At 52.4% G+C, this 24,485-nt stretch carries 28 protein-coding genes; 15 read left to right on the forward strand and 13 right to left on the reverse strand.

Annotation, left to right across the window (positions count from 1 at the left end; translation table 11 throughout):
* The first annotated feature begins 25 nt into the window (after positions 1 to 25).
* Positions 26 to 319 (forward strand): ribosome assembly RNA-binding protein YhbY, encoded by a 294-nt coding sequence (yhbY, locus tag C7433_RS08245; RefSeq protein ID WP_006121755.1) that lies wholly within the window; start codon positions 26 to 28, stop codon positions 317 to 319.
* 106 nt (positions 320 to 425) lie between these two features.
* Here the strand turns inward: yhbY and greA are convergent, their stop codons facing one another.
* The gene (gene greA / locus C7433_RS08250) at positions 426 to 902 is read right to left on the reverse strand and encodes a transcription elongation factor GreA (protein ID WP_006121754.1); all 477 of its coding nucleotides are present in this window, start codon (positions 900 to 902) and stop codon (positions 426 to 428) included.
* Positions 903 to 1,147: 245 nt separating this feature from the next.
* Here greA and dacB point away from each other — a divergent pair, with 245 nt between their 5' ends.
* The gene (gene dacB, locus C7433_RS08260; RefSeq protein ID WP_033739262.1) at positions 1,148 to 2,581 is read left to right on the forward strand and encodes a serine-type D-Ala-D-Ala carboxypeptidase; all 1,434 of its coding nucleotides are present in this window, start codon (positions 1,148 to 1,150) and stop codon (positions 2,579 to 2,581) included.
* 444 nt (positions 2,582 to 3,025) lie between these two features.
* Here dacB and cgtA read toward each other — a convergent pair whose 3' ends face one another.
* The 3 genes from cgtA to rplU all read right to left on the reverse strand — a co-directional run bounded on the left by cgtA (position 3,026) and on the right by rplU (position 5,026).
* Positions 3,026 to 4,198 (reverse strand): Obg family GTPase CgtA, encoded by a 1,173-nt coding sequence (gene cgtA / locus C7433_RS08270; protein WP_110267948.1) that lies wholly within the window; start codon positions 4,196 to 4,198, stop codon positions 3,026 to 3,028.
* A 243-nt stretch (positions 4,199 to 4,441) separates the two neighbouring features.
* Positions 4,442 to 4,699: a 50S ribosomal protein L27 gene (gene rpmA, locus C7433_RS08275; protein WP_006121751.1), complete on the reverse strand. Its 258-nt coding sequence runs from the start codon at positions 4,697 to 4,699 to the stop codon at positions 4,442 to 4,444.
* A gap of 15 nt (positions 4,700 to 4,714) precedes the next feature.
* The gene (gene rplU, locus C7433_RS08280; RefSeq protein ID WP_006121750.1) at positions 4,715 to 5,026 is read right to left on the reverse strand and encodes a 50S ribosomal protein L21; all 312 of its coding nucleotides are present in this window, start codon (positions 5,024 to 5,026) and stop codon (positions 4,715 to 4,717) included.
* A 255-nt stretch (positions 5,027 to 5,281) separates the two neighbouring features.
* Here rplU and ispB point away from each other — a divergent pair, with 255 nt between their 5' ends.
* Positions 5,282 to 6,253 carry an octaprenyl diphosphate synthase gene (ispB, locus tag C7433_RS08285; protein ID WP_006121749.1) on the forward strand — a complete coding sequence of 324 codons (972 nt, stop codon included), beginning with the start codon at positions 5,282 to 5,284 and terminating at the stop codon, positions 6,251 to 6,253.
* Between the two features lie 221 nt (positions 6,254 to 6,474).
* On the forward strand, positions 6,475 to 6,756 hold the full coding sequence (locus C7433_RS08290) for a helix-turn-helix transcriptional regulator (RefSeq protein ID WP_006121748.1): 282 nt from the start codon (positions 6,475 to 6,477) through the stop codon (positions 6,754 to 6,756).
* 73 nt (positions 6,757 to 6,829) lie between these two features.
* Here C7433_RS08290 and murA read toward each other — a convergent pair whose 3' ends face one another.
* The 7 genes from murA to mlaF form a co-directional block, all read right to left on the reverse strand.
* Positions 6,830 to 8,089, reverse strand: coding sequence for a UDP-N-acetylglucosamine 1-carboxyvinyltransferase (murA, locus tag C7433_RS08295; RefSeq protein WP_006121747.1), 1,260 nt, complete (start codon positions 8,087 to 8,089; stop codon positions 6,830 to 6,832).
* Positions 8,090 to 8,152: 63 nt separating this feature from the next.
* Positions 8,153 to 8,410, reverse strand: a complete 258-nt coding sequence (gene ibaG / locus C7433_RS08300; protein ID WP_006121746.1) for a BolA family iron metabolism protein IbaG — start codon at positions 8,408 to 8,410, stop codon at positions 8,153 to 8,155.
* 122 nt (positions 8,411 to 8,532) lie between these two features.
* Positions 8,533 to 8,829, reverse strand: a complete 297-nt coding sequence (gene mlaB, locus C7433_RS08305; RefSeq protein ID WP_006121745.1) for a lipid asymmetry maintenance protein MlaB — start codon at positions 8,827 to 8,829, stop codon at positions 8,533 to 8,535.
* The gene (mlaC, locus tag C7433_RS08310) at positions 8,829 to 9,461 is read right to left on the reverse strand and encodes a phospholipid-binding protein MlaC (protein ID WP_006121744.1); all 633 of its coding nucleotides are present in this window, start codon (positions 9,459 to 9,461) and stop codon (positions 8,829 to 8,831) included. Before mlaC ends, mlaB begins: the two co-directional genes overlap by 1 nt.
* Positions 9,462 to 9,476: 15 nt before the next feature.
* The gene (gene mlaD, locus C7433_RS08315; RefSeq protein ID WP_006121743.1) at positions 9,477 to 10,028 is read right to left on the reverse strand and encodes an outer membrane lipid asymmetry maintenance protein MlaD; all 552 of its coding nucleotides are present in this window, start codon (positions 10,026 to 10,028) and stop codon (positions 9,477 to 9,479) included.
* A gap of 4 nt (positions 10,029 to 10,032) precedes the next feature.
* Positions 10,033 to 10,815, reverse strand: a complete 783-nt coding sequence (gene mlaE, locus C7433_RS08320; protein ID WP_006121742.1) for a lipid asymmetry maintenance ABC transporter permease subunit MlaE — start codon at positions 10,813 to 10,815, stop codon at positions 10,033 to 10,035.
* Positions 10,816 to 10,819: 4 nt separating this feature from the next.
* Positions 10,820 to 11,635, reverse strand: coding sequence for a phospholipid ABC transporter ATP-binding protein MlaF (gene mlaF, locus C7433_RS08325; RefSeq protein WP_006121741.1), 816 nt, complete (start codon positions 11,633 to 11,635; stop codon positions 10,820 to 10,822).
* Positions 11,636 to 11,847: 212 nt separating this feature from the next.
* On the opposite strand from mlaF, the gene C7433_RS08330 reads away from it, so the two are divergent.
* The 11 genes from C7433_RS08330 to npr all read left to right on the forward strand — a co-directional run bounded on the left by C7433_RS08330 (position 11,848) and on the right by npr (position 19,839).
* Positions 11,848 to 12,828, forward strand: coding sequence for a calcium/sodium antiporter (locus C7433_RS08330; protein WP_006121740.1), 981 nt, complete (start codon positions 11,848 to 11,850; stop codon positions 12,826 to 12,828).
* A gap of 16 nt (positions 12,829 to 12,844) precedes the next feature.
* The gene (kdsD, locus tag C7433_RS08335; RefSeq protein ID WP_006121739.1) at positions 12,845 to 13,831 is read left to right on the forward strand and encodes an arabinose-5-phosphate isomerase KdsD; all 987 of its coding nucleotides are present in this window, start codon (positions 12,845 to 12,847) and stop codon (positions 13,829 to 13,831) included.
* Positions 13,832 to 13,844: 13 nt separating this feature from the next.
* Positions 13,845 to 14,411 carry a 3-deoxy-manno-octulosonate-8-phosphatase KdsC gene (gene kdsC, locus C7433_RS08340; protein WP_039338895.1) on the forward strand — a complete coding sequence of 189 codons (567 nt, stop codon included), beginning with the start codon at positions 13,845 to 13,847 and terminating at the stop codon, positions 14,409 to 14,411.
* Positions 14,408 to 14,989: an LPS export ABC transporter periplasmic protein LptC gene (lptC, locus tag C7433_RS08345; protein WP_006121737.1), complete on the forward strand. Its 582-nt coding sequence runs from the start codon at positions 14,408 to 14,410 to the stop codon at positions 14,987 to 14,989. Before kdsC ends, lptC begins: the two co-directional genes overlap by 4 nt.
* Positions 14,958 to 15,512: a lipopolysaccharide ABC transporter substrate-binding protein LptA gene (lptA, locus tag C7433_RS08350; protein ID WP_033739170.1), complete on the forward strand. Its 555-nt coding sequence runs from the start codon at positions 14,958 to 14,960 to the stop codon at positions 15,510 to 15,512. Before lptC ends, lptA begins: the two co-directional genes overlap by 32 nt.
* A 5-nt stretch (positions 15,513 to 15,517) precedes the next feature.
* A complete protein-coding gene (gene lptB / locus C7433_RS08355; protein WP_006121735.1) occupies positions 15,518 to 16,243 on the forward strand; it encodes an LPS export ABC transporter ATP-binding protein in 726 nt (241 codons plus the stop codon).
* Between the two features lie 48 nt (positions 16,244 to 16,291).
* Entirely contained in the window at positions 16,292 to 17,728 is a 1,437-nt protein-coding gene (rpoN, locus tag C7433_RS08360) for an RNA polymerase factor sigma-54 (protein ID WP_033739167.1), read from the forward strand.
* Positions 17,729 to 17,746: 18 nt separating this feature from the next.
* Positions 17,747 to 18,034, forward strand: a complete 288-nt coding sequence (gene hpf, locus C7433_RS08365) for a ribosome hibernation promoting factor (protein WP_006121733.1) — start codon at positions 17,747 to 17,749, stop codon at positions 18,032 to 18,034.
* Positions 18,035 to 18,186: 152 nt separating this feature from the next.
* Entirely contained in the window at positions 18,187 to 18,666 is a 480-nt protein-coding gene (gene ptsN, locus C7433_RS08370) for a PTS IIA-like nitrogen regulatory protein PtsN (protein WP_033739256.1), read from the forward strand.
* A gap of 49 nt (positions 18,667 to 18,715) precedes the next feature.
* Positions 18,716 to 19,570, forward strand: coding sequence for an RNase adapter RapZ (gene rapZ / locus C7433_RS08375; RefSeq protein ID WP_006121731.1), 855 nt, complete (start codon positions 18,716 to 18,718; stop codon positions 19,568 to 19,570).
* Positions 19,567 to 19,839, forward strand: a complete 273-nt coding sequence (gene npr, locus C7433_RS08380) for a PTS phosphocarrier protein NPr (protein WP_006121730.1) — start codon at positions 19,567 to 19,569, stop codon at positions 19,837 to 19,839. Before rapZ ends, npr begins: the two co-directional genes overlap by 4 nt.
* 2 nt (positions 19,840 to 19,841) lie before the next feature.
* Here npr and mtgA read toward each other — a convergent pair whose 3' ends face one another.
* Together mtgA and arcB are read right to left on the reverse strand one after the other, a co-directional pair.
* Positions 19,842 to 20,561 (reverse strand): monofunctional biosynthetic peptidoglycan transglycosylase, encoded by a 720-nt coding sequence (gene mtgA, locus C7433_RS08385; protein WP_058707934.1) that lies wholly within the window; start codon positions 20,559 to 20,561, stop codon positions 19,842 to 19,844.
* Between the two features lie 873 nt (positions 20,562 to 21,434).
* Complete coding sequence (gene arcB, locus C7433_RS08390; RefSeq protein ID WP_039338901.1) at positions 21,435 to 23,771, reverse strand: aerobic respiration two-component sensor histidine kinase ArcB; 2,337 nt, start codon at positions 23,769 to 23,771, stop codon at positions 21,435 to 21,437.
* Positions 23,772 to 24,485 lie beyond the last annotated feature (714 nt).

The raw sequence follows: 24,485 nt of genomic DNA on the forward strand, positions 1-24,485 counted from the left end.
AATCCCCGAGTAAGTAAATAATACGATGAATCTAAGTACCAAACAAAAACAGCACCTGAAAAGCCTCGCCCATCCGCTCAAGCCAGTCGTCATGCTCGGAGGCAATGGCCTGACCGAAGGTGTGCTGGCAGAGATCGAACACGCGCTGGGACACCACGAGTTAATCAAGGTGAAAGTCGCCTCTGAAGATCGTGAGACCCGGCAGCTGATCGTCGACGCTATCGTACGTGAAACTGGCGCCGTCAACGTTCAGTTGATAGGTAAAACGCTGGTGCTGTATCGCCCCGCTAAAGAGAGCAAGATTTCTCTGCCACGTTAAGTGGGCAAAGAAAGTGCCATGCTCTTACATGGGATAAAAGGCCGCAGCGCGGCCTTTTTCCTTTCTTTACATTGTACTGCAACCCGTTACAAAAGGTTGCCACCTGTCAGATGTATTCCACCTTCAGGATTTCGTACTCCACATCGCCGCCCGGCGTTTTGATAATCGCCACGTCATCGGCTTCTTTACCCACCAGGCCACGCGCCATTGGCGAGTTAACAGAAATCAGATTTTGCTTAAAGTCTGCTTCATCGTCACCTACGATGCGGTACGTAAACTCTTCATCCGTATCCACATTCAGGACCGTCACCGTCGCGCCAAAAATGACGCGGCCGGTTTTAGGCATTTGGGTGACGTCGATAACCTGCGCATTTGAGAGTTTGGCCTCAATCTCCTGAATGCGTCCCTCACAGAACCCCTGTTCTTCACGCGCAGCGTGGTATTCGGCATTCTCTTTCAAATCGCCGTGCTCGCGGGCCTCCGCGATGGAGGCAATAATGCGCGGGCGTTTCACCGTTTTCAGCTCATGCAGCTCTTCGCGCAGCCTTTCAGCGCCTCTTAACGTCATCGGAATCTGGTTCATTTTAGCTCCTCGTCATCAATCCTGTTTCACGGTGCATCCTGACCGGTGACTGCAGAAAAAAGCGTTCTGCGGCGCCATGCCTCATTTTGCAAATAAAAGAAGACTGACCCGGAAATGTTCCAGGCCAGAAAAGGTTTTGCAATTTGATACGTATTTTACCCCAGAGTTCCCTGCGGGTCATCGTTTACTTTGCACCGTCCAGGGACGTAGTATTGTCGCCTTCACCTGTCAGTTGCCGCGAGATTATGCGATTTTCACGACTTGTTACCGGATTAACCTGTGCGTTTATGCTGCAGGCACAAGCAGCACCCGTTGATGAATACATGCAGTATCTGCCAGATGGTGCCAACCTGGCTTTACTGGTGCAAAAAGTGGGCGCAACTACGCCGATCATTGATTACCACGGGAAACAGATGGCGCTTCCCGCCAGTACCATGAAAGTTATCACCGCGCTGGCGGCATTACTGGAACTGGGCGGTGATTATCGTTTTCAAACGACCTTTGAGACCAAAGGTGCGCTGATCGATGGCACACTGAATGGCGATCTTGTTGCCCGTTTCGCTGGCGATCCCACGCTGGGCCGCCAGGATCTGCGTAATATGGTCGCAGCCTTAAAAAAACAAGGCATCACGCATATCAAAGGCAATCTGGTCATTGATACCTCGGTGTTTGCCAGCCATGATGCGGCGCCGGGTTGGCCGTGGAACGATATGACGCAGTGCTTTAGCGCACCGCCCGCTGCGGCTATCGTCGATAAAAACTGTTTCTCCGTGTCGCTCTACAGTGCGGATAAGCCCGGCGAAAACGCCTTCGTGCGCATCGCCTCTTATTATCCGGCGCACATGCTGAGCCAGGTGCGCACCATTGGGCGCAACAGTGGCGAGGGTCAGTATTGCGAACTGGATGTGGTGCCAGGTGAGCTGAACCGCTATACCCTGACCGGCTGTCTGCGTCAGCGTAGCGATCCCCTTCCGCTGGCCTTTGCCGTTCAGGATGGTGCCGCCTGGGCCGGCGAGATTCTGAAATCTGAACTGCGTTCCGCCGGTATTGATTACAGCGGACATCTGCTGCGCCAGACACAGGTCACTGAGCCGGGCACCGTGCTGGCCTCAACCCAGTCTGCGCCGCTGCATACGCTGCTGCATATGATGCTGAAGAAGTCCGACAATATGATCGCCGACACGGTGTTCCGCACCATTGGCCATCATTACTTTAATGTGCCGGGCACCTTCCGCGCCGGGTCAGACGCGGTGCGCCGTATCCTGCGTGAAAAAGCGAATATCGATTTGGGTAACAGTATCCAGGTTGATGGTTCCGGCTTGTCGCGCCACGATCTCATCTCTCCTGCCACCATGATGCAGGTGCTGCAGTACATTGCGCAAAATGACAGCAAGTTGGATTATATTTCCATGCTGCCCCTGGCGGGTCATGACGGCACGCTGCAATATCGCGGCGGCCTCCATGAAGCCGGTCTGGATGGCAAAGTCTCTGCCAAAACGGGTTCACTGCAGGGCGTTTACAACCTTGCCGGTTTTATCACCACGTCCAGCGGGGCGCGCGTTGCGTTTGTGCAGTTCCTGTCCGGCTATGCGGTACCGCCGGAAGATCAGCGCACGCGCCGTATTCCACTGGTGCGGTTCGAAAGTCGGCTCTATCGCGATATCAACAAGAACTACTAACTGATGTCGATAAAAGCGCAGTGGGATTAACGCCGCTGCGCTTTTTTATTGGCCTGACAGGCGTTCGCCCTTCCCCTTTGCCTCACTGTTTTATTCTTACTGCCATCGCGTTAGTGACGTTCCTCTGACTGACGCCACGGGCCATTAAACACGCCGTGAGCCGCGATACGTTAGCCACGTAAGCGAACCTCAGGCTTTTATGCGAAGGAGGGAAAGCATAGTGAGATACAGGCTGTATGAAGAAACTGGCAGACATACGCCAGGGCTGCGCGGGTGAACCCAGCGCCTGCCCGCTGGATTTCGGCGTATACGTCGAAGCGGGTAGCAGGAGGTTTGTCCACTGCCTGCGGCATTTGAGTTATCAACGGCAAGGCGTGATAGCGGGCAAAGACAGGCCGGAAAGAAAACTGCCCCCATTCCGGCAGAAGGGGGCAGCAAAGTGTGTTAACGCTGATAAATGATTTCGACGCCTTCGTCGTCATCTTCATCCCAGTCGTCATCCCACTCTTCATCGTCTTCAACAGCCGCGTTCTCGAGGGCTTCTTTGTGGTAGTCGTCCCACATGAATTCCACTTTCTCAGGCTGTTTTTCTTCAACGTCCGCTTCTTTCGGATTGGCGTTGATAAAGCTCATCACATCCCAGCACAGGTCGGTCACGCCCTGACGGCTGGCCGCCGAGATAAGATAGTACTTCTCTTCCCAGCCCAGCGCCTCAGCAATGGCTTTTGCGCGCGCCTGTGCTTCTTCTTCATCAATCAGATCGACTTTGTTAAACACCAGCCAGCGCGGCTTGTTGAACAACTTATTGCTGTATTTTTCCAGCTCACCCAGAATAATACGGGCGTTCTCAACCGGATCGCTCTCGTCAATCGGGGCGATGTCAATCAGGTGCAACAGAACACGGCAGCGTTCCAGATGTTTCAGGAAGCGAATCCCCAGACCGGCGCCTTCTGCAGCACCTTCAATCAGCCCCGGAATATCGGCGACGACGAAGCTCTGCTCGCTGTCCATACGTACAACGCCCAGGCTGGGTACCAGGGTGGTAAAAGGATAATCAGCCACTTTCGGCTTGGCAGCGGAAACCGCACGGATAAAGGTGGATTTACCGGCATTCGGTAAGCCCAGCATGCCCACGTCAGCCAGCAGCATCAGCTCCAGTTGCAGGTCACGTTTCTCGCCTGCGGTGCCCATGGTTTTCTGCCGTGGGGTACGGTTGACCGAGGATTTAAAACGGGTGTTACCCAGACCGTGCCAGCCGCCTTTTGCCACCATCAGCGTCTGCTGGTGACGCGTCATATCGCCCAGTGTCTCGCCCGTTCCCTGGTCAATAACGCGGGTTCCGACGGGGACTTTAATCGTAATATCTTTGCCGCGTTTACCCGTACAGTCGCGACTCTGACCATTCTGACCACGCTCAGCGCGGAAAGATTTTTCGAAACGATAATCGATCAGGGTGTTAAGGTTTTCGTCAGCGACTAAATATACGTCACCGCCGTCACCACCATCACCGCCGTCCGGGCCGCCTTTTGGGATATATTTTTCACGGCGGAAACTGACACAGCCATTACCGCCATCACCTGCGACGACCAAAATTGTCGCTTCATCAACAAACTTCATTTTCTTTCTCCGTCACACAATCGTCTGCAACAGGCTGCAAACGGGTCCGCCAGGGTCGTTCTGCGCTGACCAGCGGCGGATAAATCAAAACTGGCTCTCGCCAGCATGTACATAAAGTGTACAACACGCAGCCAGGCTATGTCGCCTGTCTGGCGACAGGTCGCAGAATGTAAAAAGCCCCGCAAGAGTTGCGGGGCCTTCAATTCGTGCGTTCAGACGGTAGCCGTCTGCGTCACGACAACCTTACTCAGCAACGATGCTGATGTATTTACGGTTGTTCGGACCTTTAACTTCGAATTTTACTTTGCCGTCTGCGGTAGCAAACAGAGTGTGGTCACGACCACAACCTACGTTGTTACCGGCGTGGAATTTGGTACCACGCTGACGAACGATGATGCTACCTGCCAGAACAGATTCACCACCGAAACGTTTTACACCCAGACGTTTTGCATTGGAGTCACGACCATTTCGAGTCGAACCACCAGCCTTTTTATGTGCCATTTGTCAGATCTCCTCTTACGCCGTGATACCAGTGATTTTCACATCAGTGAACCACTGGCGATGGCCAGCTTGCTTACGGTAGTGCTTACGACGACGAAACTTAACGATTTTAACTTTCTCGCCACGACCATGAGCAACAACTTCTGCCTTGATCACACCGCCTGAAACCAGTGGCGCGCCGATTTTCACGTCTTCGCCATTTGCAATCATCAGAACCTGGTCAAACTCGATGGTTTCACCGGTTGCGATGTCCAGCTTTTCCAGGCGAACGGTCTGACCTTCGCTTACTCGGTGTTGTTTACCACCACTTTGGAAAACCGCGTACATATAAAACTCCGCTTCTGCGCTTGCCTTTTAGTTCATCAGGCGGCGCGCTAAATATTCACAATAGGGCGCGAATTCTACGCAAAACTCAAACAGAAGACAAGAGTACTTTGCACACTCTTGCAGAAAAAAAACACAGGCTCAATGCAAACGTTTCTCAACCTGAAAATTCAAGTACAATCAGTAACAGATTACTGAACGCTGGCTGGGTAAAACCGCTTACCATGGCAGAGAAACGAGTCATAGCTGAAAAGACGAATGAACTTAGAACAGATTAACGAATTAACCGCACAGGACATGGCTGCCGTTAACCAGACCATACTCGACCAGCTGAATTCAGATGTCTCGCTCATCAACCAGCTGGGTTATTACATCATCAGTGGCGGCGGTAAACGCATCCGGCCCATGATTGCCGTGCTGTCTGCTCGCGCCATGGGTTACCAGGGCGATTTACACGTGACCAACGCGGCGCTAATCGAATTTATCCACACCGCCACGCTGTTGCATGACGATGTCGTGGATGAATCCGATATGCGCCGTGGAAAAGCCACCGCGAACGCCGCATTTGGTAACGCGGCCAGCGTACTGGTCGGTGATTTTATTTATACCCGCGCTTTCCAGATGATGACCAGCATGGGCTCGTTGCGCATTCTGGCGCTGATGTCCGAGGCGGTGAACGTGATCGCTGAAGGAGAAGTGCTCCAGCTGATGAACGTCAACGATCCCGACATCACCGAAGAGAGCTATATGCGGGTGATATACAGCAAAACCGCGCGCTTATTTGAAGCCGCCTCTCAGGCCTCGGCGATCCTGGCGGAAGCGACGCCAGCGCAGGAAAAAGCGCTGCAGGATTACGGACGTTATTTGGGAACGGCTTTCCAGTTAATCGATGACTTACTGGACTACAGTGCCGATGGTGAAACCCTGGGCAAAAATACCGGTGACGATCTCAGCGAAGGTAAACCCACGCTGCCTCTGCTTCATGCTATGAACAACGGATCGCCTGAACAGGCTAAAATGATCCGTGAGGCGATTGAACAGGGGAACGGCCGCCATTTACTGGCTCCCGTTCTGGAAGCGATGAACCAGTGCGGCTCTCTGGAATGGACGCGCAAGCGTGCTGAGCAGGAAGCGGATAAGGCCATCGCGGCATTACAAATCCTGCCTGAAACCCCATGGCGCACAGCGCTGGAATCTCTGGCTCACATGTCGGTTCAACGCGATTTCTAATCGCTGACGGGGCCTGACGGCCTCGTCTTCTTTCTTTCCCCCGCCGCTGTTGCAGTCATTACCATCCTTTTGCGTCAGGCCGCGCAGTTCTGTCTGCTTACGGAAATATTACTGGAACCTTATGGAAACTTTCTGATATAAACCACCATAAGTTTCCAGATGTATTTTAAAGCACGTCAGAATCCCCCCGCGCGCTTCGCACTGACAAGGAGAAAACAGTAATGCAAAAAAGGACAGAGGACTGGCATCCTGCCGATATTATTGCCGCACTGCGCAAACGTGGTACAACGCTGGCGGCATTGTCCCGCCAGGCAGGATTAAGCTCATCAACACTGGCTAACGCCCTTTCACGGCCATGGCCAAAAGGGGAATGGCTGATTGCTGATGCGATCAATGTCCACCCATCAGAGATATGGCCAAGCCGCTATTACGATCCTGAAACGAACAGCCTACTGGATCGAAAAAAACGTGTGCGATCGTCCGATCAGACGACCAAAAACTAACATCGGGTTAGTGCCAGACGAAAAAAAACCAGCCCGTATGCCAGGCTGGTTTTTTACAGGCTTGTCCGAAACACTATTCGCCGCTGACGCGCTCGATGTTTGCGCCCATCGCTTTTAGCTTATCTTCGATATGCTCGTAACCCCGATCGATGTGGTAAATGCGATCGACCAGCGTTGTGCCTTCCGCAATACACCCTGCCAGCACCAGGCTTGCCGATGCACGGAGATCCGTCGCCATCACCTGCGCGCCCGACAAGGTTTCCACACCGTGACAGATTGCGGTATTGCTCTCAATTTCTGCGTGAGCACCCATACGAATCAGTTCAGGGATGTGCATAAAACGGTTTTCAAAAATGGTTTCGGTGATTAGCCCCGTGCCTTCCGCGACCAAATTCAGCAGGGTGAACTGCGCCTGCATATCGGTCGGGAAACCCGGATGAGGAGCGGTACGCACGTTGACCGCTTTAGGGCGCTTACCGTGCATATCCAGGCTGATCCAGTCTTCACCGGTTTCAATGTCTGCACCGGCATCACGCAGTTTCGCCAGCACCGCGTCCAGGGTGTCAGGCTGCGCATTGCGGCACAGCACTTTCCCCCCCGAAATAGCAGCCGCCACCAGGAAGGTGCCGGTCTCAATACGGTCTGGCAGGACGCGATAAACCCCACCGCCCAGACGCTCAACGCCTTCAATGGTGATTTTATCCGTGCCTGCGCCCGAAATTTTTGCACCCAGCGTATTAAGGAAATTGGCGGTATCCACGATTTCAGGTTCACGCGCCGCGTTCTCAATCACCGTGGTCCCGGTTGCCAGCGTCGCGGCACTCATAATGGTCACCGTCGCGCCTACGCTGACTTTATCCATCACGATCAGCGCCCCTTTCAGGCGACCGTTAACTGAGGCTTTTACATAGCCTTCTTCCAGCTTAATCTCCGCACCCAACTGCTCAAGACCCGAGATATGCAGGTCTACCGGGCGCGCACCGATGGCGCAACCACCAGGCAGTGAGACTTCGCCCTGACCGAAACGGGCCACTAACGGACCAAGCGCCCAAATAGAGGCACGCATAGTTTTCACAAGGTCATAGGGTGCACAAAAAACGTCTACGCCGCTGGCATCGACGTGAACGGAACCGTTGCGCTCAACCTTCGCACCTAACTGGGTTAACAGCTTCATAGTGGTGTCGATGTCACGCAGCTTCGGCACATTCGTAATCTCAACCGGCTCTTCGGCCAGTAAAGCTGCAAACAGAATTGGCAGTGCGGCGTTCTTCGCCCCGGAAATGGTGACTTCACCACTTAAACGGGTGGGGCCTTGCACACGAAATTTATCCATTAACACGGTTCTCAATTAACTGGCTATTAAACGGTCGCGCAGGTGGCGCAGCCCTTGCGGGGATCAGAAACCGTTCAGTTTACGGTCACGCGCCCACTCTGCAGGCGTGTAGGTTTTGATGGATACCGCATGAATGCGGTTATCCGCAATGAATTCCATCAGCGGCGCATAAACAGCCTGCTGTTTCTTAACGCGGCTTAACTCACCAAACAGTTCGCCCACGGCGATCACCTGGAAATGGCTGCCATCGTTGCTCATGACATGAACTTCTTCTAAAGGCAGTGCTGCCATCAGCACAGCCTGAATTTCACTGTTTTCCATTGCTCTTAACTTCACTTAATAATAATAAGGCTGACATAGTAGAGGAAAGTGCCTGATTCTTAAATACGCAAAAGCCCCTGTCGGCGACCGGGGCTAAGGCTGAGAAGGCGAATACAGGCGCTTTAATCCGCAGAAACAATAATTTGTTGCAGGTTGTAAAGGGTGATCAACGACTGCAGTTTGTCACCGATACCAACAAACTGCAGCGCGCCGCCCTGCTGCGAGACGATTTCCCGCAGGTGGACCAACAGCGCCAGGCCTGAGGTATCCACCCGTTCCAGAGCTGAAACGTCGATCAGCGTCGCCCCGCTAATCAACGTTTCACGCTGCTCCCAGAGATCCAGCAGCGTGTCACGATCCAGCTCACCTTCCAGCCGTAGCGTGTTCGCCTCGCGGCTCCAGTGCAGTGAGGGCTGCATTATTTGTTTTGATCCAGTGTGATTGGCTGTTTCGCTGACGCTTCAAGTTGCGCAGTCAGTGCATCAATCCCTTTCGTACGTAACAGATCGCCCCACTCATTTTGTTTCGTGGTGATCATGCTAACCCCTTCTGCGATCATATCGAACGCCTGCCAGTTACCGGTCTGGCTGTTTTTACGCCACTGGAAATCCAGGCGCACTGGCGGACGGCCCTGAGGATCGATAATCGTCACACGGATGGCGACAATATTGGCATTGCCCAGCGGTTTCGCAGGTTCGATCTGGTAAGTCTGACCGTGATAAAGCGCTAACGCCTGGCCATAGGCCTGAGCCAGATAATCACCAAAAGCCTTAAAATAGGCTTCGCGCTGTGCCGGTGTGGCTTCCCGATAGAAACGGCCCAGGACTAACGCCCCCGCATATTTAATCTGCACATATGGCAGCAGCTCCTGGCGGACGATATCACGCAGGTAGTTGGGATCCTGCTTGATTTTCGCCTGCTCGCTTTTCAGGCGGGTAAAAGTTTTATTAGCCGCTTCATTCATCAACGTATAAGGATTGCTTTGATCGGCTGCTGTCGCCGCCAATGGCGCGATCGCCAGCATGGCAATCATCAGAAAACGTTTAAACATCATGTTATCCCTCTGTTAAGGTTGAGCGGCTGCGGGAGCGGCAGTATCGCCACCCTGCGCATCCTTACTGTCACCGGTTTGCTTGTTACCTTTGTTGTCGCCGCTTTTATACAGGAACTGGCCTATCAGGTCCTCCAGTACCATCGCCGACTTGGTATCGCGTATCGTGCCACCATCGTTTAACATCGCCGAGCCCAGCTCAGGATCGTCAAAGCCAACGTTTAACGACAGAAACTGCTCGCCCAGCAAGCCCTGAGTACGGATGGCCAGCGAACTGGTGTCCGGAATCTGGTTGGCATACTTGTCGCTGATATCCATCGTGACGCGTGGCAGTAATGTTTTCGGTTCAAGTGAAATATCTGTCACCCGACCAATCACGACACCACCAATTTTAACAGGCGAACTGACTTTCAGGCCGCCGATATTATCGAAGGTGGCATACAGCTTCCAGGTGGGTTCTGTCCCCAGCGATTTAAGATCCGCCACGCGCAGGCAAAGGAACAGCACCGCTAACAGTGCCATGATCATAAAAACGCCAACCCAAATTTCGCTTTTTTTGCTTTGCATCGCATCAATTCCCAAACATCAGTGCTGTCAGCACAAAATCTAAACCGAGGACCGCCAGTGATGCATGCACCACGGTGCGCGTCGTGGCGCGACTAATACCTTCAGAGGTCGGAATCGCATCGTAACCATTAAACAGCGCGATCCAGGTAACCGTGACGGCAAAAACGGCGCTTTTAATAATGCAGTTAACCACATCGCTACGAAAATCGACGGCATTTTGCATCGCCGACCAGAAGAAGCCAGGGTCAATACCTTTCCAGCTCACGCCCACCAGCGCGCCGCCGGTAATCCCTACGGCGGTGAAGATGAGTGCCAGCAGCGGCATGCTGATAAAACCTGCCCAAAAACGTGGTGAGACAACACGGCGCAGAGGATCGACCGCCATCATCTCCATGCTGGACAGCTGTTCCGTGGCCTTCATCAGCCCAATCTCAGCCGTTAACGCCGACCCTGCCCGACCTGCAAACAGCAGGGCTGTGACAACCGGCCCCAGTTCACGTAGCAATGACAGTGCCACCAACATGCCCAGGCTGGTTTCTGCACCATAGGTGTTTAATACCAGATAGCCCTGCAACCCCAGCACCATGCCGATAAATAACCCGGAGACCACAATGATCACCAAAGACAGGACGCCAATGCTGTAGAGTTGTTTGACTAACAGCGGGAAGTGTTTGCGAAACGCGGGTTTACCGACCAGCGCATGAAAAAGCATCAATCCGGCACGCCCAAAGCTGGCGCAGGTTCCAATCCCCCGACGTCCTAATGACGCCAGTGCTTTTAACAACATCAGCTTAGCTTCTCCCTGACCCGGTTAAATCGGCCAAATAATCGCCCGCCGGAAAACGAAACGGTACGGGCCCGTCCGCAATGCCGTCGATAAACTGGCGCACGCGTGGGTCATTGTTGGCACGCAAATCGGGCGTGGTCCCGTGCGCGATAATTTTTTGTCCCGCCACGATATAAGCATAATCGGCAATACTTAACACTTCAGGCACGTCATGCGACACCACAATGCATGTCAGTCCCAGTGCATGGTTAAGCTCATCAATCAGTTTAACCAGTACGCCCATCGTAATAGGATCCTGACCTACAAACGGCTCATCGAACATAATTAATTCAGGCTCCAGAGCAATAGCCCGAGCCAGGGCCACCCTGCGCGCCATTCCGCCCGAAAGCTCCGCAGGTTTCAACTGCGCGGCACCCCGTAACCCCACGGCTTCCAGCTTCATCATGACGGTGCTGTGCAGAAGCGCCGCCGGCAACCGTGTGTGTTCACGAAGCGGCCAGGCCACATTTTCGTAGACGGTTAAATCGGTAAAAAGTGCACCGGACTGAAACAGCATGCTCATCTTTTTACGCGCTTCATACAATCGGGTGCGCGACAATGTCGGAATGTTCTCGTCCCGGAACCAGATCTCGCCGCTGTCAGGCTGAAGTTGCCCGCCAATCAAGCGCAGCAGCGTTGTTTTCCCGATCCCTGACGGCCCCATGATCGCCGTCACTTTGCCTTTGGGTACCGTAAGGGAAATATCGTCGAAAATTTTGCGATCGCCACGTGAGAAACTCACGCCACGAACCTCAACCAGGTTCGTTTTTTGTTGGATCATTATCACCTCTATTACGGATCGGGCGTAAACATAGGGTACGATGGTAGCCTGTTAAGGTTAAACGCACGATAGCTTTACAGAAACTTAATGCAAAGATTTGGCGAAAACGGTCATAAAATTTACTTTTGTCGCTCGGACGGTCAAAATCAGCGCCTGTTTTGTCACATCGAACCTGAAGGCAAGCCAACAGGGGTTTTAAGCAAGGATTTTTCATGTTCGTCGCAACCGCACTGCTGATTATCGGACTGCTTTTACTGGCTTATGGTGCCGATCGTCTGGTGTTTAGTGCTGCAATACTTTGCCGATCGTTCGGGATCCCGCCGTTAATCATCGGCATGACCGTCGTCAGTATCGGTACCTCGCTTCCGGAGATCATCCTTTCCTTCTCCGCTGCGCAGTATGGCCAAATGGATCTGGCGGTGGGCACCGCGCTTGGTTCGAACATCACCAATATACTTTTGATTCTCGGCGGCGCGGCGCTGTTGCATCCGCTCAGCATCCATTCCAACTTAATTCGCCGTGAACTGCCGCTGATGGTGCTGGTCTCATTACTGAGCGGTATTACGCTATTTGATAACTATCTTAGTCGACTGGACGGTATCGCCCTGATTGCCATCGCCGCGATTTATCTGATTGTGACTATTCGCATCGCGCGTAAAGCAGAAAATGACAATAACGATACGCTGACGCGTGAACAACTGGCTGAGCTGCCACGCGAAGAGACGGGTAACACCGTGGCCTTTCTCTGGCTGGCTGTCGCCCTGATTATCCTGCCCATGTCGACACACATGGTGATTGATAATGCGACGGTCTTTGCCGACTACTTTGGCGTGAGTGAACTGGTTATGGGGCTGACGCTTATCGCCGTCGGCACCAGTCTGCCGGAGCTGGCCACGGTCATCGCCGGTGCGTTGAAAGGCGAAGATGATATTGCGATTGGCAACCTGATTGGGGCCAATATTTATAACCTCGCTATCGTGTTGGGCCTGCCGGCACTGATTCACCCCGGCAGCGTCGATTATCACGCTTTTGCACGCGATTACTGGATAATGCTTGGCGTAAGCGTACTGTTCGCCATGCTTTGTCTGTTGCGTCACCGCCGCATTGGCCGTACGGCGGGGACGCTTTTACTCTGTGGTTTCTTCGTCTGGGTAACGTTGCTGTGGCTACAGCCAGCGTTTATGGGCGGCTAAAAAGGACAGATTTGCCATGTCACATCAGCAACCAACGGTAGAGTTTGATTTTCAGCGAGCCGGTAAAACGGTTCTGCGCATTGAGCGCGAAGGCCTTGAGCAGCTTGACCAGTATATCAACGAGGCCTTTTCCGACGCCTGCGCCATGATTTATGCCTGTAAGGGCAAAGTGGTGGTTATGGGCATGGGCAAGTCAGGTCATATTGGTAAAAAAATGGCGGCGACCTTTGCCAGCACCGGCACGCCGGCTTTCTTTGTGCATCCAGCGGAAGCCAGCCACGGCGACCTGGGAATGGTGGGTAAAGACGACGTGGTGCTTGCCATTTCGAATAGCGGTGAATCCAGCGAGATTCTGGCGCTGATTCCGGTGGTGAAACGCCAGCAGATTAAACTGATCTGCCTGACCAGTCGACCTGAAAGCGCCATGGCCCGGGCGGCCGATATTCATCTTTGCGTCAAGGTGCCGCAGGAAGCCTGTCCGATGGGACTGGCCCCCACGACCAGTACCACCGCAGCCCTGGTGATGGGCGATGCACTGGCGGTCTCCCTGCTGGAGGCACGCGGCTTCACGCCTGAAGATTTCGCGCTGTCGCATCCGGGCGGTGCGCTGGGCCGTAAACTGCTGCTGCACGTGAGCGACATCATGCACAGCGGTGATGAGTTACCGCACGTCACGCGGGATGCATCATTGCGGGATGCGTTGCTGGAGATAACCCGTAAAAATCTGGGCCTGACCGTGATTGTTGACGATTTGATGAAGATTGAAGGCGTTTTTACCGATGGTGACCTGCGCCGCATCTTTGACATGGGCATCGATTTTCAAAAAGCGACCATTGCAGAAGTCATGACGCGTGGCGGCATCCGCGTACGTCCGAACGTGCTGGCCGTCGATGCACTGAATTTAATGCAAACCAAAAACATTACCTCCCTGCTGGTAGCCGATGACGACCATCTGCTGGGTGTGGTACATATGCATGACATGCTGCGCGCAGGCGTAGTGTAAACAGGAAGACACAATGCAGTCTGAGATTGCCGCTATAGAAACATGTTACGGCCCGGTCAGTGCCGACATTATGGCCCGTGCCGGGCACATTCGCCTGCTGATTTGCGATGTGGACGGCGTGATGTCTGATGGCCTGATCTACATGGGTAACAGTGGAGAAGAACTGAAAACCTTTAATGTGCGCGATGGTTACGGCATTCGTTGCCTGCTGACCTCGGACATTGAAGTGGCTATTATTACCGGCCGCACGGCCCGGTTACTGGAAGACCGCTGCAAAACGCTGGGGATTCGCCATCTTTATCAGGGGCAATCAGATAAGCTTTTGGCCTATCGCGAACTTCTGGATACACTGTCGCTCTCTGACGAGCAGGTGGCTTATATTGGTGACGATCTGATCGACTGGCCAGTTATGGCAAAAGTAGGGCTCAGCGTAGCGGTGGCCGACGCGCACCCGCTGCTGTTAGCGCGAGCGCGTTACGTCACACGTATCGCTGGTGGGCGCGGCGCAGTGCGTGAACTGTGCGATCTCATTTTGATGGCGCAAAATAAATTTGAGGATGCCAAAGGGCAATCAGTATGAGTAAAAGCAGGCGTTGGATAACGTTGGGGCTGGCCTTGATTGCGCTGGTGCTCATTGGCTGGAATTTCACTAACCGGGACAGCGACGATGGCGCACCGGTAATGAATAATGATCAAACGCCAACCTACACCAGTGCCAATTCGCATACCGTAGTTTACAACCCTCAGGGTGGCCTGGCTTATAAGCTGATCTCGGACAAAGTTACGTATTTCGAAAATACGGGAACCAGCTGGTTTGATAATCCGGTCATGACAACCTACGACGAGAATAAAATGCCGACCTGGACGGTACGTTCAGATAAAGCAAAGCTCACTAAAGATCGTATGCTGTATTTATATGGTCATGTTGAGCTGAATGCGCTGGCGCCAGATTCTGAACTGGAGCGCATCAAAACGGATAACGCTCAGGTCAATCTTGTCACTCAGGACGTCGCCTCGGACGATCAGGTGACGTTATATGGCCGCAGTTTTAACTCTACCGGCATGAAAATGCGTGGAAATTTACGGACAAAGCAAGCCGAGTTACTCGAAAAGGTCAAAACCTCTTATGAAATTCAAAATGAACAAAAACAGCATTAAGTTTTTACTGGCCAGCCTGCTGCTTGCAGCCAGCCTGCCGGCGCTGGCGCTGACCGGTGACTCGGACAAACCCGTTAATATCGACTCTGAAAATCAGTCGCTGGATCTGCAAGGCAACGTCGCGACCTTTACCGGTAATGTGGTCGTAACTCAAGGGTCGATCAAGATTACGGCAGATAAAGTCGTGGTGACCCGTCCGGGCGGCGACAGCAAAAAAACTATCGTTGATGCTTACGGCAATCCGGCGACCTTCTATCAGATGCAGGACAACGGTAAACCGGTACAGGGACACGCGTCCAAACTGCATTACGAGCTTGCTAATGACTTTGTTGAGCTGACGGGCAATGCGTACATTGAGCAGTTGGACAGCAATATTAAAGGCGACCGCATTACTTACCTGGTCAAAGAGCAAAAAATGCAGGCTTACAGCCAGGGCCAGAGCAAGCGCGTGACCACAGTTCTGGTGCCGTCGCAGTTACAGGACAAGCCCGCGTCAACCAATAGCGAAAAAAAGAGTAACTGATCACTATGGCCACATTAATCGCAGAGAACCTGGCGAAGGCGTACAAAGGCCGTCGCGTGGTTGAAGACGTCAGTCTGCAGGTAAAATCCGGTGAAATCGTCGGCCTGCTCGGCCCAAACGGTGCCGGTAAAACCACCACCTTCTATATGGTGGTCGGGATTGTTCCGCGCGATGCGGGCCGCATTGTCATCGACGATGAAGACATCAGTATTCTGCCGCTCCACGCGCGTGCGCGCCGCGGTATCGGCTACCTGCCCCAGGAAGCGTCAATCTTCCGGCGTCTGAGCGTTTACGACAACCTGATGGCCGTGCTGCAAATTCGTGATGATTTAACCGAAGAACAGCGACAGGATCGGGCGAATGAGCTCATGGATGAGTTCCATATTGCACATCTGCGCGACAATATGGGACAGTCACTGTCGGGCGGTGAACGTCGCCGTGTGGAAATTGCCCGTGCGCTGGCCGCAAATCCCAAATTCATTCTGCTGGATGAGCCTTTTGCCGGTGTTGACCCGATTTCCGTTATTGATATCAAAAAGATTATTGAACATCTGCGCGACAGTGGGCTTGGCGTGTTAATCACTGACCACAACGTGCGTGAAACGCTGGCGGTCTGTGAACGGGCCTATATTGTCAGCCAGGGCAACCTGATTGCTCACGGTACGCCGAATGAAGTCCTTGCAGATGAGCAGGTTAAACGTGTTTATTTGGGTGAAGAGTTCAGACTCTGATAAGGTGTCGTTAATACTGATGGTTACCCGGGAATATTCATCCTGTCTATGAAGCAAGGTTTACAACTCCGGCTCAGCCAGCAACTGGCGATGACCCCACAACTGCAACAGGCGATACGTCTGTTGCAGCTTTCTACGCTTGAACTTCAGCAAGAGCTACAGCTGGCCCTGGAAAGTAATCCCCTGCTTGAACAGACTGAACAGCATGAAGAAATAGACGCAAAAGAGTATCAGGAAGGCGAAGCGGGACTTGATACGCGTGAAGCGCTGGAACAAAAGGATATGCCCGAAGAGCTGCCGCTCGATGCGACCTGGGATGAAATCTATACCGCGGGAACGCCATCAGGAACCGGTACGGACTATCAGGATGATGAACTGCCCATCTACCAGGGCGAAACCACCCAGTCGCTGCAAGATTATCTGATGTGGCAGGTTGAGCTGACGCCGTTTAGCGATACCGATCGGGCGATCGCGACGTCTATCGTCGATGCCATTGACGATACGGGTTATCTTACCGTTTCGCTTGAAGACATTCTCGACAGTATCGGCGACGATGAGCTGGAAATGGACGAAGTTGAGGCCGTTTTAAAGCGCATTCAACATTTTGATCCGATCGGCGTAGGTGCACGTGATTTGCGTGATTGTCTGCTGGTACAGTTGTCGCAGTATGCGCCTGAAACGCCAACGCTCTCTGAAGCCCGCCTGATCGTCAGCCATCATCTTGATCTGCTGGCTAACCATGATTTCCGCAGCCTGATGCGCGTCACGCGTTTAAAGGAAGACGTACTGAAAGAGGCAATGCTGCTGATTCAGTCGCTCGATCCACGTCCGGGCCAGTCGATCAATACTGGCGAGCCTGAATACGTTATTCCTGATGTGCTGGTTCGTAAAGTTGCGACGCGCTGGACGGTAGAACTCAATACCGACAGTCTGCCGCGGCTTAAAATCAACCAGCACTATGCCGCCATGGGCGGTGCTGCGCGTAATGACAGTGACAGTCAGTTTATCCGCAGTAATTTGCAGGAGGCGCGCTGGCTGATCAAAAGTCTGGAAAGTCGCAATGAGACGCTGTTAAAAGTCTCACGCTGCATTGTTGAACAGCAACAGGCCTTTTTTGAGCAGGGCGAAGAGTTTATGCGTCCGATGGTGCTGGCCGATATTGCCCAGGCGGTGGATATGCATGAATCCACGATTTCCCGCGTCACCACGCAAAAATATCTTCACAGCCCGCGTGGCATTTTTGAACTGAAGTATTTTTTCTCCAGTCATGTTAATACTGAAGGAGGAGGCGAAGCCTCATCTACTGCGATACGGGCACTGGTAAAAAAATTAATCTCGGCGGAAAATCCCGCTAAGCCCTTGAGTGACAGTAAACTGACCTCCATGTTATCTGATCAAGGGATTATAGTGGCACGTCGTACCGTTGCAAAATATCGAGAGTCTTTGTCCATACCGCCTTCAAACCAACGTAAGCAGTTGGTTTAACAGAGAGAAGGAAGACCTATGCAGCTGAACCTTACCGGGCAAAATGTTGAAATCACCGAGCCACTGCGTGAATTCGTCACGGCGAAATTTGCCAAACTGGAACACTACTTTGATCATATCAACCAGGTATATGTTGTCCTGAACGTTGAGAAGGTGACACAGGTTGCTGATGCCACATTGCACGTTAACGGGGGCGAGCTGCACGCCACATCGGAAGCGGAAGATATGTATGCGGCAATTGACGGGCTGATTGACAAGCTGGCCCGTCAACTGACCAAATATAAAGACAAGTTAAAAAAACACTAACCTTCACGCTGGCAGGCGCGCCGGGCGCGCAGAGCTGAAAGGATGGGGCGGATTAACCGCCCCGTTTTGTCATCTGTGCCAGCGCCATGATTCCGCTACGTGATTACCGCGTACCGGTTTACTGGCTAAGTGAACTCGCAAGTGAAACGAAAATGAACAATGATTTAACACTGGAACTGAGCACAGTGCTTTCGCCAGACTGCACCCGCAGCAGCGTACACTGCCAAAGCAAAAAACGGGCGCTGGAAATTATCAGTGAACTGGCCGCTAAGCAGCTCAACCTGCCGCATCAAACGCTGTTTGAAGCGATACTGACCCGCGAGCGCATGGGAAGTACCGGTATTGGCAACGGTATTGCCATCCCGCATGGCAAGCTGGAGGAGGATACGTTACGTGCCGTCGGCGTCTTTATCAGCCTTGAGCAACCCATCGCATTTGATGCCGTGGATAATCAGCCTGTCGATCTCCTTTTTGCGCTCCTCGTGCCCGCGGACCAGTGTAAAACTCACTTACATACACTGTCGTTAGTCGCCAAACGGCTGGCGGATAAAACGGTTTGCCGCCGTCTGCGTGCTGCGCAGAGCGATGAAGAGCTGTATGCCATCATTACCGAAGAACAAACAGAGCAATAAAGCGCGTGATTTACCGGCGTGAGCCGGCTTTAAAACGGGAGAGAAGGTCATGGTGCTGATGATCGTCAGCGGTCGGTCAGGCTCAGGAAAATCAGTGGCGCTGCGCGCGCTGGAAGACATGGGTTTTTACTGCGTGGATAACCTGCCGGTCGTGTTGTTGCCTCAGCTGGCAGAATCACTGGTTGAGCGCAATATCTCAGCGGCGGTGAGTATCGATGTGCGTAACATGCCTGAGTCGCCTGAAATTTTTGAAACCGCGCTCAATAATTTGCCTTCCGGATTCTCGCCCCAGTTGCTGTTTCTTGATGCCGACCGCAATACGCTGATCCGCCGTTACAGTGATACGCGTCGCCTCCATCCCCTGTCCAGCAAAAATCTGTCGCTGGAAAGCGCGATTGATGAAGAGAGTGACCTGCTCGAGCCGCTGCGCTCGCGTGCCGATTTGATCATTGATACGTCAGAGATGTCGGTGCATGAACTGGCTGAGATGTTGCGTACCCGCTTACTGGGTAAACGCGAGCGGGAGCTGACTATGGTGTTTGAGTCGTTTGGCTTCAAACATGGTATTCCCATTGATGCGGACTACGTCTTTGACGTGCGTTTCCTGCCCAATCCACACTGGGATCCCAAACTGCGCCCGATGACGGGGCTGGATCGTCCCGTCGCGGCTTTTCTGGATCGTCATACCGAAGTCCATAACTTCATTTATCAGACACGCAGTTATCTGGAACTCTGGCTGCCCATGCTGGAAACGAACAACCGCAGCTATCTCACCGTGGCGATTGGTTGCACCGGTGGCAAACACCGCTCGGTGTATATTGCAGAACAGCTCGCTGATTATTTCCGCTCCCGGGGTAAAAATGTACAGTCCCGTCATCGCACACTGGAAAAACGTAAATCATGACCGTTAAGCAAACCGTGGAAATCAGAAACAAGCTGGGCATGCATGCACGCCCCGCCATGAAGCTGTTTGAACTGGTGCAAAGTTTCGATGCCGAAGTGCTGTTACGCAACGAGGCCGGCACAGAAGCCGAAGCCAGCAGCGTTATCGCGTTGCTGATGCTGGATTCCGCCAAGGGCGGCCATATTGAGATCGAAGCCAGCGGCCCCCAGGAAACTGACGCGCTGGCCGCCGTCATTGAACTCTTCGAAGCCGGTTTCGACGAAGAGTAACGTCAGTCCAGATGATTGCGCTGCAGGAAGCCCTCTCCTCCCAGTTGGCGCATCTGTCGGAGTATCCATTGCTGGCGCTGGCGCACATAGCCTGACGGCGCGTCGGCACGAAAGCGCAGCGGGTTAGGTAAAACGGCCGCCAGTAACGCCGCTTCTGACATGGTTAAGCGACTGGCAGGCTTGTTGAAAAAACGCCGGGACGCTGCCTCAACACCAAAGGTCCCTTTACCAAACTCCGCGATATTCAGATAAACCGTTAAGATACGGCGTTTAGTCCAAACGGTTTCCAGGCCGACCGTCAGACCCGCTTCCAGTCCTTTACGCATCCAGCTACGTCCATCCCACAAAAACAGATTTTTAGCCGTTTGCTGTGACAGCGTTGACGCACCGCGCATCCGGTTATCACCGCTGTCCAGTACAGACTGAATGGCTGCCACATCAAAGCCCCAGTGGTGAGGAAAGTTTTGATCTTCCGACGCGATAACGGCCAGCCTTATCCAGGGCGACATCGCCTGTGTCCCTACCCAATCCGAATGTGAGACATAGCTGAAATCGCCACGCAGCCAGGCACCGATCTGGCGTTCAGCCATCACGGCAGAGAAAGGCACCGGGAGAAAGGAAAAAAGTAAAATACCTGCCAGCCACAGCCCTGCCCAAATCAGCAGAATGCGCAGCACAATGCGCTTTACACCCTGCCAAAGCTTCCCTTTATGCTTACTCATACAATCGTCTCATCATTATGTCGTTTTTTAATTAATTTCAGGTGTAATCACCCCTGATGATAAAAAGCGTTCCTGAAAAATTCGCCGTCCGGGCCTGTCACCTTTATGATATGGCAAAGAAAATGCATCTGCGATGCAACAATAGTATGAATGAGTTCAATAAGTTCCCTTAAAAAGGAATCGGTTCCATTTACGAAGTCTCACACCATTCCTTGCAGGGCGATGAGACTAATTCGTGATAATTGCAGCCATCAATGTTTCATAAAACTTATATTTTATTTCGGGCGCGCCTGAACACAGGTTGCAGCAATGCGGCAGGCATTAACGTACTTATGGCATTTCTTCACCGCAATACATGTTTTTTTATTAATACATTTCCCCAAACATTACAAACTTTTCTATTGGTAAAACCTTTTAAGCGCCAGGGCGGATGACGTTTTCCGAAACGTTTTGGACCTTCCTGACCCGATCCTTTCATTATTCTTTATTATCATAAGCTTATAGCCAATTTAGTTCGCATCAGTGACGAATCATTTGTGTTAAGAGGCTTAACACAGGCTTTGTTAACAAATTTGGGTTAAACCCGTACAAAAAATAGAACTTTTGTTCAAAAAACAACCAATGTAACGGTAAAATTGATTCCTTTCTTGACTATGTTGGCAAATTAATGTTTCCTGTATTTAAACGCTGTTCAGCATCACAAATTTTAATGAATCTTGTCACAAGCTAATTCGAATTTGATAAGGTGTTGCATGTGTTAACCAATACCCGTTGTTGCCTTGAAAAACACTAAGCATAGCAGCAGCGACTTTTTCCCTGGTGTTGGCGCAGTATTAGCGCACCCCGGCCTCGGCTGGGGTCATTTTTTTTGGATCACCGCTGTTTCTCAGCCACCCACTCGCGCAATATCTGCACATCGTGCCGCCATTCACGCTTCAGCTCTTCCACCCATTCGCCCACGTTATCCCACCAGGCCGGTAATTCTGGGCTTTGAATTTGTTTCGCGATCTGTTGCAGATGCTGTAAGCCAACGGACCCTGCGGCACCTTTGATTTTATGGCCCTCTTCAGCAATGCCTTTTTCGTCGCGTGCCATCAGGTTGGAGTCCAGTACATCGAGGTAGCCCGGCATCATCTGTTCGAAGATGGTCAGGCTTTGCGTAATCAGACCGGGTCCCACCAGCTCCAGATACTGTTCAAGCATTGGAATGTCCAGCAAGGTATCGGACTGACGACTGCCCGGCGTCATAACGGCCTGATCATCGTTTCCGGGTTGGTCATCCCAAAACTTTTTGATGATGGCCGTTAACGCAGGTACGGCAAGCGGTTTACTGAGCACATCGTCCATGCCCGCATCAAAATACTCTTTTTTATCTTTCAATACGTTGGCGGTTAAGGCAACCAGCGGCGGCAAATGCGCATCAGGATACCGTTGACGAATGGCACGCGACACGTCCATGCCGGTCATATCCGGTAACTGAATATCCAGTAGCACCAAATCGAACTCCAGCGGGTCAAACATCTCAAGCGCTGCTTGCCCCGTCATGGCAACGTCAACGCTGCATCCCAGTTTTTCCAGAACCGAGCGTGCCACAATGACGTTCAGCTCAATGTCTTCCACCAACAGCACGTGCAGGGCCGGAAGCGGCAGCGTATCGTCAACGCCTTCATCTTCTACTTCCTCGGCAATACGCGGCGCTTTAATCACCACGGTAAAACAGGAGCCCTGGCCCGGTGCACTACTGACGCTGATATCCCCGCCCATCGCCTGCGCCAGACGGCGGGAGACCGCCAGGCCGATACCGGTTCCGGTTGCCGGTTTGCCGCCATGCTGATCGGTAACCTGATAATACATGGCAAAAATTTTGTCCTGCTCTTCCTCGCGAATGCCCTGCCCGGAATCCTGTACCTCAAAGCGCAGCGTTTCATCCTGTTCATAGGCGATACGCACGATGATTTCACCCTGCTGAGTAAACTTCACGGCATTGCCGATCAGGTTCCACAGGATCTGCCGTAGTCGTGTACCATCCGTTGAGATTTTATGAGGCAGCGGTAACTGCGGGGCCATGACAAACTTCAGGCCTTTTGGCTGCGCCAGCAAGCCAGAGAGATTCTCCAGATCGGCCAGGAAACTGGTGAAATCCAGCGGCTGGTTGTCCAGCTGTACCTTGCGTCGCTCGATTTTGTCCACTTCGATGACGTCGTTAAAGATATTGCCCAGGGTGATGGCAGAGACATGGATGGTTTTCAGGTACTTGAGCTGCTCCTGATTCAGATCGGTATCCAGCAAAATGCGGCTCAGACCGACAATGCCGTTAAGCGGCGTACGAAGCTCGTGGCTGATCGTAGAGATAAAGGTGGTCTTTTCCCGGCTCGCGTTCTCCAGCGCGTCCTGATAGCGTTTACGTTCGGTTATATCGCGGCCAAAGCCCATCAGGCCGCTGCGCTTACCGACCCGGTCGTAATAGGGCACTTTACGAATTTCAAAGCAGGCTTTCCGCCCATCGGGATACTGCAGCCACTGCTCATAGGTGAGCGAGACGTTATGACGAAAGACTTTTTCATCGGTTTCCAACACTTTAGTCGCCGTGTCATTGTCATAAATATCATGTGGCGTGAGCCCGATAAGCTGTTTTTCACTTTTACCGGTCAGCAGCTCCATGGCGCGGTTACAGCCTGAGAACTGCTTGTCGATATTGCGATAAAAGACCAGATCTGGCGATGCATCCAGAAAAGAGCGCAGGAAAGACGACTGTTGTTCCAGCTCTATTTGCGCCTGCTCGCGCCGCGCCACCTCTTCGCGTAGCTTAGCCATGACCTGCTCACGTGCCTGCTCCGCTTTTTTACGATCGGCAATTTCCTGATTGAGTCGGGAAATGGTCTCTTTCATCTGCTGATTCAGCTCAAGATCGCGCGTACGCATTTCTTCCAGCTTATCCACCAGCCTGGCAAGACGCTGGCGTGACTCTTCCAGCTGATCGACCACCACGGAAAGAAAATAAACCGCCCAGGGCGTGATCAACAGACCGAAAAAGACCGATCGCACCATATCAATACTTTCGACATGGCCACGCAGTACCATGGTCACCGCCATCTGCACAATCATGGCCAGTACGACCAGTGCAGACGCCAGCAGCAGCGAAAAACGGATCAGGCCAAGCTTGACCATTAAATCAACATAATATTGCGCCAGCAGGCGAATCTGTTTCATAAACACTCCCTGGGTGAGAACAGCCACATGATAGCGTATTTACGTCACCGTCGTCTTAGTGCATACGGCGAGATCGCGACCGTCATGCACTTATATGGTGCAAAACGCCGTTGCTTCGCCGACGTTTGCCCCATTATTGCTAAAACCCTTGACTAATTGTGCTAACTCAATGAATCTGTAGGGCCGTCTGCTAAACAGGCGCGCGTATCCAACCTCTTCTTTTCCGTCTGACAAGGCTTTATTGTCACGACGCCCTGTTTTTCATGCATAGCCATTCACATTATTCGAAGTTTTAAGCAACGCGACCTGATTAATTTTACTAATCACATGCCCCTTATTGATTCAAATTTGCTGCTATAAGAAAAACAGATACATCCTGCGCTTCCACTGCCTGTAGCAGCATTTGATGCTGTTTAGTACCCTGTCGCCAGCATACTTCAGCGATTTCACGCCACTGGCACAGTGATAGAGTTCACATTTCCCTCTCTGTCGCTTAATGAAAAACTGACACAATTTAGACACAAAAGCATAATAAATTCATTTGGTTATCGACATAAAGACGTGATTAAACTGTGTCAGGCTCGCTATTTGACCTTGATTCGCTTTCCCGATAAGTTGGAATTCCGCTGAAAGCTTTCATGATGGGCAAGCGTCACGGCATATCTATGCAACATGACGCCCGCATGGTTTGAGTCATCTCCTTTCGAGAACGGA

Source organism: Pantoea sp. PNA 03-3, from assembly GCF_003201175.1.
Lineage (GTDB): Bacteria > Pseudomonadota > Gammaproteobacteria > Enterobacterales > Enterobacteriaceae > Pantoea > Pantoea stewartii.